9 protein-coding genes are annotated in these 12,567 nt (G+C 54.5%); 4 read left to right on the top strand and 5 right to left on the bottom strand.

Annotation, left to right across the window (positions count from 1 at the left end):
* Window positions 1-113: 113 nt before the first annotated feature.
* From H7846_RS00725 to H7846_RS00715, 3 genes are all read left to right on the top strand, one after another.
* Window positions 114-1,316 (top strand): GGDEF domain-containing protein, encoded by a 1,203-nt coding sequence (locus H7846_RS00725; RefSeq protein WP_186694411.1) that lies wholly within the window; start codon window positions 114-116, stop codon window positions 1,314-1,316.
* Between the two features lie 230 nt (window positions 1,317-1,546).
* Window positions 1,547-2,482, top strand: coding sequence for a YXWGXW repeat-containing protein (locus H7846_RS00720; RefSeq protein WP_186694409.1), 936 nt, complete (start codon window positions 1,547-1,549; stop codon window positions 2,480-2,482).
* A 47-nt stretch (window positions 2,483-2,529) separates the two neighbouring features.
* On the top strand, window positions 2,530-3,306 hold the full coding sequence (locus H7846_RS00715) for an RNA methyltransferase (protein WP_255460756.1): 777 nt from the start codon (window positions 2,530-2,532) through the stop codon (window positions 3,304-3,306).
* A gap of 38 nt (window positions 3,307-3,344) precedes the next feature.
* Here H7846_RS00715 and H7846_RS00710 read toward each other — a convergent pair whose 3' ends face one another.
* Window positions 3,345-4,523: an acyltransferase family protein gene (locus H7846_RS00710; RefSeq protein WP_186694407.1), complete on the bottom strand. Its 1,179-nt coding sequence runs from the start codon at window positions 4,521-4,523 to the stop codon at window positions 3,345-3,347.
* Between the two features lie 237 nt (window positions 4,524-4,760).
* On the opposite strand from H7846_RS00710, the gene H7846_RS00705 reads away from it, so the two are divergent.
* On the top strand, window positions 4,761-7,160 hold the full coding sequence (locus H7846_RS00705; RefSeq protein ID WP_255460755.1) for a S9 family peptidase: 2,400 nt from the start codon (window positions 4,761-4,763) through the stop codon (window positions 7,158-7,160).
* 270 nt (window positions 7,161-7,430) lie between these two features.
* On the opposite strand, the gene H7846_RS00700 is transcribed toward H7846_RS00705, so the two are convergent.
* The 4 genes from H7846_RS00700 to H7846_RS00685 all read right to left on the bottom strand — a co-directional run bounded on the left by H7846_RS00700 (window position 7,431) and on the right by H7846_RS00685 (window position 12,483).
* Window positions 7,431-8,297 carry a TlpA disulfide reductase family protein gene (locus H7846_RS00700; RefSeq protein WP_186694405.1) on the bottom strand — a complete coding sequence of 289 codons (867 nt, stop codon included), beginning with the start codon at window positions 8,295-8,297 and terminating at the stop codon, window positions 7,431-7,433.
* Window positions 8,298-8,732: 435 nt separating this feature from the next.
* A complete protein-coding gene (locus H7846_RS00695) occupies window positions 8,733-11,366 on the bottom strand; it encodes an ABC transporter permease (RefSeq protein WP_186694404.1) in 2,634 nt (877 codons plus the stop codon).
* A 1-nt stretch (window position 11,367) separates the two neighbouring features.
* Window positions 11,368-11,703, bottom strand: a complete 336-nt coding sequence (locus H7846_RS00690; protein ID WP_186694402.1) for a PadR family transcriptional regulator — start codon at window positions 11,701-11,703, stop codon at window positions 11,368-11,370.
* A gap of 78 nt (window positions 11,704-11,781) precedes the next feature.
* Entirely contained in the window at window positions 11,782-12,483 is a 702-nt protein-coding gene (locus tag H7846_RS00685) for a hypothetical protein (protein WP_186694400.1), read from the bottom strand.
* Between the last annotated feature and the right edge of the window lie 84 nt (window positions 12,484-12,567).

Below are 12,567 nucleotides of genomic sequence, written 5' to 3'. Positions count from 1 at the left end.
CTCCGGAATAAGCGCTTTCAAAGATCTGGAATAACTTCATTTATAGTCGGAGAACCGCGAAGCATATACTGATTCCACCGTTTTAGAATTCGATCGGGGCCCTGGCAGATTCGATGGATGTCCGCACCATCCTGTACGTCAACATATTTTTGCTCGCTGGGTGTACGCTCGGGTTATCGGTCATTGCCTTCCACCATAAGCGCTTTCGTCAGTTCCTCTTATTGGCGATTGCATACGCTACCGGCGGTTTGAGTACAGCGCTGCGGATGCAGCAGGGGCATATCCCGGATTTCTTCGTTCTAGTGCTCAGCAATGTGATGCTGATTGCTGCTCTCCTCCTTGTTCATCATTGTTTTATGGCCTTTCTCAAAAAGGGCTTTCGTACTGGTTGGCTCGAAGCTTTTTTTTTCATTCCCACCAGCATTGGACTGGCGTACTACACACATATCCATCCGAGTTATATGGCACGATCTCTGCTTATGAGTCTGGCGTTTGCCGGCATAGCAGCTATGACCGCGTATGTGTTGATTCGTTATGCCGACGATGCTGTGCGAATACCTTGTGGCGCGACCGCTGCGCTCTATGTCGTCTTTGGCATAATGACATCGATTCGGTGTGTCGGCATTATCTTCTGGGGTCTACCGCAGGACTATTTTGTCGCCTCTTCCTCGCAACTCATCGGCTTTTTAGGTTTTTATATTTTGATTGCTGGAATTCCGGTGGGCTATTTCTGGATGACCTCTAGCCGCCTCTACGCCAATCAGGAGCTACTTGCACGAACTGATTCTCTCACTGGACTGTTGAACCGACGTGGCATGGAAGATCAGTCCACGCGGGAAATTGGACGAAGTCGACGAGAGGGAACTCCATTAGCCGTATTGGCAATCGATCTCGATTATTTCAAAAACATCAATGACAAATATGGACATGAGACCGGAGACACCGTTCTATGTTCTGTCGCTAAAGCTCTTACCTCGGCGATGCGTGGTCATGATTTTGCGGCCAGGCTCGGTGGTGAGGAGTTCATTGTGGTTCTCTCGAACACTAACCGGGAGAATGCAGTCATTACCGCTGAACGTCTTCGTTCGAGTGTGGCGGCTCTCAGTATTCCTGTACGACCCTACAATTTGGGGTTCACGGCCAGCTTTGGAATTGCCATCCTTCATCCTGGTGACACGCTGGAGGACGCTCTGCGTCGTGCCGATCATGCACTATACGAGGCAAAATTAGCCGGGCGTAATCGCATTGTGCTGGAGCCGGAATCTCTGTTGAAATCTCTTTCTTCCGGTTCCAACGAACTGCACTCTCTTCACTGATGCGATGCGCGAGATTGTTCCTGCGCCTATGCAACGGAAGAGTTGCCCGTGACCGACGGAATTTTTCCAAAAGAGTTGCACGTAGAAATTGAAGTTTAAGAAAACTTAGCGCGACAACATGGGTTTATTCGTCTGGAAGTCTCCTGAACGGGCCGCAAGAAGACCCGCTCAAACGCTGAACTTTGAGCTGTCCCTTTTTTTGAACAGCATGTTCTAAAGGAGTTACTACGATGCTCTCCCTGAAGAAAGTCCGCACCATATTACTGGCTACTGCAGTTGCTATTTCGTTGCCTACAGCAGCCATGGCCTCAGTCAATATTGGAATTGGAATCTCGGTGAACACGCCTCCCCCGGTTCTTCCTGTTTACACGCAGCCGATGTGCCCTGGAGCAGGTTATATCTGGACTCCCGGCTACTGGGCCTGGGGACCTGAAGGATATTACTGGGTTCCCGGCGTGTGGGTTATGGCGCCTGCGCCAGGAATGCTTTGGACGCCCGGTTATTGGGGCTGGAGTGGCGGAGCCTATATCTTCCATGCCGGATACTGGGGACCACACATCGGTTTCTATGGTGGTGTGAACTATGGCTTCGGATATACCGGCGTTGGATATCACGGCGGCTACTGGAATGGAAATAACTTCTATTACAACCGCACCGTGAACAATATCAATGTCACGAAGGTGACGAATGTCTATAACAAGACCGTCATAGTGAATAACGTCAACAACCACGTGAGCTATAACGGCGGCAAGGGTGGTCTCCAGGCGCGTCCTAATGCTCAGGAACAGACGGCCTTCAACGAACGTCGCTTCCAGCCCACCTCAAACCAGGTGTCGCACGAGCAGGCGATGCGCAACGACCGTGGGCAACTTGCCTCGGCTAATCATGGGCGTCCTCAGACGATGGCGATGTCTCGGGTTGGGGAGCGCGGCAACATGCAGCAGCAGCGGGTCGCGAATGGGGTTCGTTCTGGTCAACTTACCCCACACGAGACCAGCAACATCGAGCGCAACGAAACCCATATCAACCAGCAGGTTCGTGCTGATCGACAGGCGAACGGCGGTCATCTGACCCAGCCGGAACGCCAGCAGGTCAACCGAGAGCAGAATCGCGCAAGTCAACAGATCAACCGCGATACGCATAACAATGAACGGGAACGTCGCTAGAATAAGCCCGAAAGATGGCGGCTCGAGGGTAATCTCGAGCCGCTTTTTTGTCCCATAAAATGGCTGATGTGACTCCTGAACTTCTGGACCGGGTGGTTGTCGTGCTGGTACGAGCGCGCAATCCGAACAACATAGGTGCAGTCGCACGAGCGATGCACGATTTTGGCTTTCGCCATCTGCGTATTGTTAGCGAATATGCACCTCCTTTAGAGGCGGCACGTTCTGCAGTGGACGCTGTAGAGATCCTGACATCGGCAGAGAGTTTTATCACTGTGGCCGAAGCTATCGCAGATTGCACGCTGGTTGTAGGAACAACTGCTGTCGGTGAGCGAGCGTTGGAACATCCGCTCTATGCGCTGTCAGAGGCCACAAACAAGATCCTAGAAGAAGTTGCCAACCAGGATGGTCACGTTGCGTTGTTGTTTGGCTCCGAGAAGACGGGGCTGAGCAATGAAGAGCTGAGTTACTGCCACTGTTTGCTGACAATTCCTATGCACCAGCAAGAGGAGATGCGTCACCCGTCGATGAACCTTGGGCAGGCGGTTGCGGTGTGTCTGTATGAGCTGGTGCGGACTGAGGGAGTCTATGCAGCTAAAGGGATTCGCGAATCGGCTCGCGCTGAAGAAGTGGAACGCTTCGTAGAGCTCTTCCGTAGAGTGCTCGAGGTATCGGAGTACACGCGCAGACATCCGTCGAACTGTAGCGAGGAGCAGATACGGCGTCTGGTACTGCGTATGGGGCTCCAGGCTGCCGATGTTCCGGTATGGATGGGCGTACTGCGTCAGATGCTTTGGAAAATCAAAGCGGAAGAGGATGCAGGTTAATTGAGCACCTCGATGAATCAATAAATGGGGGCCCGATGTTATTGCAGTGCGGACTCGCGTGCCAGACCGTCTATCGACGGATTGAGGGGCCTGTTCTCTGGTGGAGCAAATCGATCCTTCAATCTCAGCAAGGGTGATTCGAAGTACTTATAGCTGAGCATGGCGATCGTAACCGAAAGCCCAAACCAAAGCGAAAGATACAACGCGGCGCCTACAGCTTGCGAAGTTCGTGCCTGCAACCAGTGCAGCATCAGTGTCAGAAGCGGACTGAAGAGCAAGTGGTAGACGTAAATTCCGTAACTGTAGCGGCCAAAAAAGCGAAGTCCAGGCAGACTGAATATGCGATAGGCCCTGGTCGAAGGGAGTACGCAGTTCAGGAGCAAGGACGAGAAGAGGATGGCGGAAATGGTGTATCCAATCGAGGACATCAGATAGGAGTGAAAGTCGAGCCGACGTGTAATTGCAACGATGGCAATTGCGCCGATGGCAGATGCATACGTGGGCCATCGGAAACGGGATAAAAGCTCCTCATGCTTCCAGGTCCGTAGACCGGCCGCAAGAAATGCTCCGATAAGAAGTCCATCGGCATGCGTCGGAAGCTCTTTGTAGATCCACTCGATTGTCGTATCCGAGGGATACATCCACAGCAGGACACAACGCAGCAGCAGAGAGAGGCCTATCATCGAAACGCAGAATCGCATGATCCGTCTGGGCTCATGCAGCATAACGATCATGAACGGCCAGATCATATAAAACTGCTCCTCCACGGCCAGCGACCAGAAGTGTTCCAGATTCAACGCAGGAGGAACGGAGGTCAGGGAGGGGTCGAGATTCGTCATGATGTTCTGGCAATAGAAAAGATAAGAAAGATGCCCCGGTTTCCATTGCAGATGCAGAACAGGAGTCAGGATCCAGCAGAGCAGTAGAACACCGTAGAAGAGAGGGAAGATTCTCAGCGATCGGCGAATGTAAAAATTCTTGTAAAACCGGTTCGAGCCAAGGGAATCGATAAGAATCCCTGTGATCAGGAAGCCTGAAAGCACGAAGAAGAGATCGACACCAAGCCATCCGCCGGTTCCAAGCCACGCAACAATTCGTGTAGGCAGAGAATGCAGGTGGGTTGTCAGAAAGGCATGACGGCAGAACACCATAAGAATAGCGAGCCCACGCAGGCCATCCAGGGCGGTGTAATGTTTGTGGAGAATCTGAGTCTTCAAATCTGCACTCCAGGGGGAGAAGGCTGCAAGCCGTCAAGAGTGTTCGAGGTTATCTGTTCGCCATCATGAAAAGCGCTACGGAAAGTGATATCTAGAAGATGTACTGTCTGGCAAATCAGGTGTGTAACCGCGAGAGAGCAACAATCGACTATGAAACTATCTTATCTCCTGTTTCTTGTAACATCGACGTAAAATGAAACACCCCTGTAACTGCTGGACCCGAAGAAGGAGAGATGCATGGCATCGGGAAGGATGAAGTGTGTCACGGCTGGAGTCTTATTGGCGTCGTTGAGCATGGCGGGAACCGCTCAACAGGGAAGGCAGCTGACCTTCGAGGACTATGCGCGGGCCGAGCGGTTTATGAACTACAACGTCAATCCTCTGGTCGACCATACAGTGGAGCATCCGGTGTGGCTGAGCGATGGACGCTTCTGGTATCGCGACCATACTGCTGAAGGAACGACATTCGTCCTGGTTGATCCAGAGAGGAAGACCAAAGGACCAGCATTCGATCATGTAAAACTGGCAGTCGCTCTGCAAACGGCGATGAAGCCGAAGGAGCAATTGAATTCGCATCATTTGCCAATCACAGAGTTCTCTCTTTCAGAGAGCGATAAGGTTGTAGCGCTTGCCACCGGATCGAGGCACTGGCGTTGCGATTTGAGTGGTGCAGGGGTATGCGCTTCGACCGATAAGGCAGGAGCGGTAGCTCCAGGTCCTCGCGCTACACGCAGAGGCCCAACAGCCCCAGTTGAGCTCTCCCCCGATGGTAAAGAAGCGGTCTTCATTCGCGACTGGAATCTGTGGACACGCGATACAGCGACTGGGCAAGAGATGCAGCTTACAACCGATGGTGTAAAAGACTTTGGATACGCGACTGACAATGCAGGATGGCAGCACAGCGATCGTCCCATCGTGTTGTGGTCGCCGGACTCGAAGAAGATCGCGACCTTTCAGCAGGACCAGCGCAAAGTGGGTGAGATGTATCTGGTTCCGGTGACGAATCGTCATCCACAGCTCCAGGCATGGAAGTATCCGTTGGTTGGCGATGAGAACGTGACGATGATCGAGCGCGTAGTGATTGATGTGGACACGCGCAAGGTGATTCGCTTGAAGATGCCACCTGACCATCACCGTTCAACGATCTGCGATGACGTGAGCTGCAACGGAGGGTGGGACGACGTGCAGTGGAGCGACGACAGCAAACAGCTTGCATTTGTTTCGACCTCGCGCGATCACAAGCAGGAGTGGCTTCGCGTGGCGAACGCTGAGAGCGGCGATGTGCGCGAGGTGATGACCGAGACGGCCCCGAAGTTCTTTGAGAGCGGAAACGATCGCGTGAACTGGAAGTATCTGTGGGGCACCGATGAGGTGCTGTGGTTTAGCGAGCGCGATGGTTGGGGCCAGATGTATCTCTACGACGGCAAGACCGGCAAGCTGAAGAACCAGATCACGCACGGCGAAGGCAACGTAACCCAGGTGCTGTTGGTGAACGCTGCCGAGCGCACGCTGTACTTCCTCGGCGTAGGCAAGGAGAAGGGGCGCGATCCCTACTTCCGCCACTACTACAGCATTCGGTTCGACGGCAGTGGGATGAAGCTGCTGACTCCGGAGGATGCAGACCACGAGGTGTCAGCTTCTCCCGACGGGAAGTACTTCATTGACGTTGCTTCCACGCCAACGGAGCCGCAGACGACGGTCGTACGGAAGACGGATGGCGATCTTGCGTTCGAAGTCACGAAGCAGGACATCACACGGTTACGCGCCGCAGGTTGGGTTCCGCTGACTCCGATTACAGTGAAGTCTCGCGATGGCAAGACGGACCTCTATGGCTTTCTGTTCAAGCCGACGAACTTCGATTCCACAAAGAAGTACCCAATTGTGAACAACGTTTATCCGGGGCCGCAGACGGGTTCATGCGGCAGCCGAAGTTTTTCTGCGGCGCACCGCGATATGCAGTCGCTGGCCGAGCTGGGATTTATTGTCGTCTGCATCGACGGCATGGGGACTCCGTGGAGGTCGAAGGCCTTCCACGAGTACTACTACGCGAATCTTGGCGACAACACGATTCCTGACCAGATGGCCGGGATGAAGGAGCTGGCGTCGAGGTTCCCGTGGATCGACATCGATAAGGTGGGAATCTACGGTCACTCCGGTGGAGGCAATGCGACGGCAGCAGCGATGTTCAAGTATCCGGACTTCTTCAAGGTCGGGATCGCTGAGAGCGGCAATCACGATCAGCGCGACTACGAGGACGACTGGGCAGAGAAGTGGGCCGGACTTGAGGTGAAGAATCCCGACGGCACGAGCAACTACGACAGCCAGGCCAACCAGAACTACGCCAAGAACCTGAAGGGGCATCTTCTGCTGGCGCACGGCACGATGGACGATAACGTCCCCATGAACAATACGCTGCTGGTGGTTGATGCATTGATCAAAGCCAATAAGGACTTCGATCTATTGCTGATTCCGAACGTAGCGCATGGCTATGGAGCAGCGACACCGTATATGACCCGGCGGCGATGGGACTACTTCGTACGCTATCTTGCGGGCGAAACTCCTCCGAAGGAGTACGAGATGATGCCGTGGGACCAGGAGCAGACGATTCTTCATGGGCCGGGAGGGACTGAGCCGTAGGGTCCCCTCCCCTGTTTTTGTGCAAAGTATTCAATCCATGTCGGTTAGGTTCGGACTTACCGGGCCTAAATGAAAACCCCGGGCAGATGCCCGGGGTTTTCGCTGCTGATTTAAGTGTAGCAAAAGGAAGAGGGAGGATCTGCAATCCAGATGTGCTTTGGTTTGTGGTGGTTAGGGTGGTTTTGAGCTTGACAAGGGATTAAATGCGGGGATTCCTCCACTCGCGCTTCGCGCTCGGTCGGAATGACACTGTGGGAGTAGTGGAAGTAATTACTTCAGATCGGCGGCGGCGAGCATCTGGAGGAACTGTCCGCGTGTGCGCATGTCGATGGATTGAGCCACCAGCTTGCCCTCGCGATTGAAGACGAAGCTCTTGGGAATGCCATCGACATGGAAGCTCTCGGTGACCTTGCGGCCGGGGTCGAGCAGGATCGGATAGCGGATATTGTGTGCCGAGATATAGGAACTGACCTTAGGAGCGTCCTCGTCGCTAATGGAGAGGATGACAAGGCCCTTCGATTTGAACTTATGCGCCAGGGCATCGAGATCGGGCATCTCTTTGCGGCAGGGCGGGCACCAGGTGGCCCAAAAGTTGACCAGAACAACTTTGCCGCGAAGAGAAGACAGGGTCCAGGGCTTGCCGTTGAGATCGTTCAAGGTGAAGTCGGCCTTTTCGATCTCAGTCTCTTCGGCAGTCAACTGGGTCATGGCCTGGGCGTACTGTGGGTCGTTGAGGCTCGTGGTGACGTGTTCGTACCGAACGAGCTTTGCCAGATCGAGATAAGGTGAGGCGGGGCCACCATTTTTAGCCGGAGGAAGCGGATTGGCTGTCAGGGTGGAGGCAAGAGTATCGGCGACGGATTGAAGTGTCTGGCGGCCGAAGTCGCCCTCTGTGGAGAGATGAGTCAGCCCCACAGCCAGGCGCAGTTTGTTGGGTGTGGAAGGAAGAGAGCGAATCTGGAGAGCGAGATCCGTGGTCTTCTGTCCTCGTTGCGAATCAGGCACCGAACGGAGTGTCTTGAGCTGATCGACGACGGCCTGTTCCGCAGGAGTATACGCCGGAGGCTTGGTCTGAGCATGGACTAGCGATACGGCGAGAACGGACAGAAGAGCGGTGAAGCGAAACGTACGAATCATTGTGCCTTGAAGGTATCAGAAGTAACGAATCCACAGGAGATTTAGAGAAGCTCTGGCCCTCAGGGGCTAAAGCCCCTTTCCAGTACTGAACTTTGCGGCATGGCTAAAGCCATGCTCTTAACAAAACAGGTGATTTTTCAATACCTTCCAAAGCCCTTCCTGTGCTGAACATTTTTGCGGCATCCTTCGACTGCGCTCAGGACAGGCTCAAAAGCCATGCCCTTAACGAAGCTCGACCGTGGGCGCCTCGACAAATTGTGATGGAAGAGAAGAATCGATAGAGAAGCGGGTTTCTCCACTTCGCTGTCGCCTGACGGCGTCAGCTTCGGTCGAAATGACACGAGATTGAGGAGTTGTTTAACCTTTAATTTCCCGGAGGGGATGACTCCCGAAACATGTCGACGCAGCCTAAATCAAAGGTTTTTCCTAATCGAGCTATTCCGCTCGCAACGCTACCATGGGGCTTACGCGTGTCGCGCTCCATCCCGGGGCTAATGCTGCTCCTAAAGCGGTGATCAGGATCAGAACGGCTACTACGATCAGGTTGATGGGGTCTGTCGGGCGTACGCCGACCAGCATGCTCTCTACCAGTCGGGCCAGAGCTGCACTGAGAACGACGCCGACTACGATTCCGATCGAGGCCATTCTGACTGCGTGACCGAGCACCGATTGCATAATCGCTTCTCTCTTTGCTCCGAAGGCCATGCGCACTCCAAATTCGAACCTTCGTTGCGCAACGGAATAGGCCACCGTTCCATACACGCCCAACATCGCGAGCAGCAGACCGATGCCGGCAAACGATGCAATCAACGCAGCGCGGAATCGTTCTACCGCCAGCGATTTATCCAGTAACGCGTCCAATGTTGTATAGCGTCGCGCGATCAGCGGATTTGTGCGCACAATCTGTTCCTCTACAGCGCTCATCAAGGACAATGGTTTTACTGCTGTCCTCAGCACGATGTGAATCTGGTTGGCATAGAAAGGATGTTGTGTCATCGGCATGTACAGCGCTGGTCCGGGCTTCTCCGCTGGAGATTCCTGACGTATATCGCCAACGACTCCGACAACTGTCATCCACTTGTCCGAGTCCAACCCACAACGAATCTGCTTGCCGATCGGATCAGAATCGCCAAAGCTCTGCCTGGCCAGCGATTCGCTGATGATTGCTACCATTGCGCTTTCGTGCGTATCTTCTGAGCTGAAGTCGCGACCACGTTTCAAAGGGATCCCGATGGTTGCGAAGTATCCCGGACTTGCCACAGTGAAGTTCGACCATGCCGGATGCTCCGGGTCCACGGGCAGACCTCCCTGCACGTCGTAGTAGCCATTCGAGCCGTAGTTTCCTGTCGGCAGTCCCATGACTCCTGCAACATGCTCGACACCGGGAAGTCTGCGCAGATTTACAAAGAGTTGATTGAAGAGTCCTACGACATGGCTCGAATCTATCGCATATATTTCTCTGGTTGCAGGTGCATCGGCATCAACGACCAGCATCTGCCGGGTTTGGTAACCCATATCGTTTGTCTGAAGCGTCATCATGGTGCGCAGCAATAACCCCGCGCCGATGGCCAGCACAAACGTTGCTGCAATCTCTGCGATCACCAGAACATCGCGCATGAAGCCGGTGTTACGCCGAGTGATTCCCCGTGAAGAGTCGCTCTTTAGTGCTTCGGCAGGATCGACTTTGGCCGCTTTCATTGCGGGAAGAATTGCAGAGATCACTGCTGTTGCCACGGAGAGAGCAAAAGCAAAACCGAGCACCCAGGGGTTGAGATGAATCTCACTTGCTCGTGGGAGTTCCTTCGGGGCCATTGCGACCAGCACTCGCACGAGGGGAAATGCCAACAGAATTCCTGCGGTACCGCCGATCAACGCCACCAGGATGCTCTCCAGAAATACAGGCTGCATGACGCGCCAGCGCGACGAACCAAGAGCTCTGCGTATCGCCAGCTCTCTTTGGCGCTCAATTGCGCGTACCAGTTCCAGATGCATTACATTGACGCAGGCGATTAAAAGAATCAGCCCGGCAGCGGCCCACAGGAGCATCAGTGTCGACCGCGACTCTCCGGTCAGCGATTCCTTCAGGGATACGATCTTCAGCGCTTTGCCATGGTTGTCTTTTGGGTATGCGGTCTGAAGGCGCGCGGTCAACGTATCCAGCTCAGATTGTGCTTCGGCGAGACTTGTCCCCTTGCGTACCAGCGCGACTGCTTTGTAGTTGAAGGACGTCCGCGATTTGGATTGCGGCATCAGCGGAGCAGCAAGCCACACCTGCGCTCCATTGGGATAATCGAACCCTGCGGGTAATACGCCGACAATCTCCGCAGGGTCTCCTTCCACTCCCATGACCTGCCCTATGGCGGCCTGCGCAGTTCCGAAGTTGTCGCGTGCAAATCGCTCGCTTACGAGTGCTGCGTGTCCGGCATCCGCATCGTTGTAGAGTCTTCCGGCGACAGGCCGCAGCGAAAAGACGCGAGCAAAGTTTGCATCTGCCATGGTAACGGTGGTGTAGGCAGCATGGTTGGCAAGCTGCACGCCCATGTTCCCGCCGTGATAGAGACTCACCGCCTCCAGGCTCTTCATCTGCTCGCGTACGTCTACGACATCCGGCCCTGTCATTCTGGGAATTGCTCTGCCAATCTGGCTACGATAGGTCTTGAGGAACGCCAGCCGTTCCGCATTGTTGTAGGGAAGCGGGGCCAACAGCACTCGCTCTACAACGGTGAAGATGGCTGTATTGGCTCCAATGCCAAGGGCCAGCGTGAGGACGGCGGTTGCAGTAAATACCGGATGTCTGGCCAGCTGTCGTGCAGCAAAGCGAAGGTCGTCGCTGAGTATTTTGATCCAGTTCTCCCAACCATATTCGCTCGCGTGATCGCGCGCGGCGGCCATGTCTCCTGTGTTGCGCCGTACGGTTCTTCTTGCTTCTTCGGGAGTGAGTCCACGCTCGCGCAAGTCGGCTTCGGCATCTTCGTAGAACTGCGCCACTTCATCGGCGAGGTCCTGTTGCCGTTTCCGGCGTTGCAGCAACCCTCGAAGACCATAGCTCAGCTGACGCCAGAGGGACATCTCAGGCCTCCATCTCGAGCAACCGTGCGATGGCTCCGACACGACGGTTCCAGTCAGTCATCTCGGCTTTTAGCTGCTTTCGTCCAGCCGCTGTGAGGGTATAGAACTTGGCCTTCCGCGAGTTTTCCGTCTGCCGCCACGCGGAGTTCAGCCAGCCAGCGCGCTCAAGGCGTTGCAGGGCTGTGAGGAGCGATCCGGGATTGATCTTGAAGACTCCGTTGGAGATCTGCTCGACCCGCCGTGCAATTCCAAATCCGTGCAGCGGGCCGAGGCTCAGAGTTTTGAGGATCAGCATGTCCAGCGTCCCCTGGATCACATCAGTGTTGGTGTCGACCATGAGGAGACGCTATTCTTTCTCATCTTGATTGTCAAGATGTGAGTGACAAGTGGTGTAGGTCTTTCTCCTTTGGAGTGATTAGCTCTTCGCTCGGATGAGCTTTTTTCTGGGAAGAAGGAAGCCAGCCGCGATGATCCAGAGGTATCCAGGGAAACGGGTGAGCGGGATCAGAGGCAGCAGATGGATATTCAGCATTTCGAACCAGCTCAGTTCGCCGATTACCGCGATGATGAGGCCGAGGACGACCATCCACTTTGGCAGCAGACGATAGAAGCCAGCCGTGACGGAGATGCCCGCGAGGAGGATGCCGAACGGAACAGAGAAACCGGGACCACCGAGGCCGAAGGAGATTCGGTAGAGGGCCTGGGTGAGTGCTGAGTCCTGAGCGACGCCGGGATAGATCATGGCCCAGAGGAAGGAAGAGGTGATCATGATGTTGGCTGCGGTCAGGATGCCGCCGAAGAGAGCGATCTGGGTTCCGGCGGCACGCACTCCGAGAAAACGGAGCTGGCTGGATGCCGTGGCTGTAAAGATTCCCAGTGGAATCGCGGATCCGAACTGGAGGAAGGCGCAAAGGAGGACTCCGGATTGACGGCGGGAGAAGAAGTTCATCATCTCTGCGACGGTTGCGCCGGGGCCGGGGAAATAAGGCAGTCCGCCGAAGGCTGTTACCGGGAAGAGTGCAGCGACAAACAGGGCGACGAAGACGAGTCCGACGATACCGAGATGAGGTCCACGGAATTTGATGGAAGGAGGATGGACTGAAGAAGTAGAGCTCATGGGGGTTGCTCCTGAGATAAATTATAATTACATAATGTAATGATTGCTATTAATAATCATTCGATTCATGAAAAAATCAAACTT

The sequence above is a fragment of the Edaphobacter sp. 4G125 genome (assembly GCF_014274685.1).
Lineage (GTDB): Bacteria > Acidobacteriota > Terriglobia > Terriglobales > Acidobacteriaceae > Edaphobacter.
This window is presented reverse-complemented; position numbering and strand designations above follow the sequence as displayed.

Excerpts from the sequence above, each read along its gene's own strand:
- H7846_RS00725 (WP_186694411.1), top strand. The coding sequence starts at position 114 with ATGGATGTCCGCACCATCCTGTACGTCAACATATTTTTGCTCGCTGGG.
- H7846_RS00720 (WP_186694409.1), top strand. The coding sequence starts at position 1,547 with ATGCTCTCCCTGAAGAAAGTCCGCACCATATTACTGGCTACTGCAGTT.
- H7846_RS00705 (WP_255460755.1), top strand. The coding sequence starts at position 4,761 with ATGGCATCGGGAAGGATGAAGTGTGTCACGGCTGGAGTCTTATTGGCG.
- H7846_RS00700 (WP_186694405.1), bottom strand. The coding sequence starts at position 8,297 with ATGATTCGTACGTTTCGCTTCACCGCTCTTCTGTCCGTTCTCGCCGTA.
- H7846_RS00695 (WP_186694404.1), bottom strand. The coding sequence starts at position 11,366 with ATGTCCCTCTGGCGTCAGCTGAGCTATGGTCTTCGAGGGTTGCTGCAA.
- H7846_RS00690 (WP_186694402.1), bottom strand. The coding sequence starts at position 11,703 with ATGGTCGACACCAACACTGATGTGATCCAGGGGACGCTGGACATGCTG.
- H7846_RS00685 (WP_186694400.1), bottom strand. The coding sequence starts at position 12,483 with ATGAGCTCTACTTCTTCAGTCCATCCTCCTTCCATCAAATTCCGTGGA.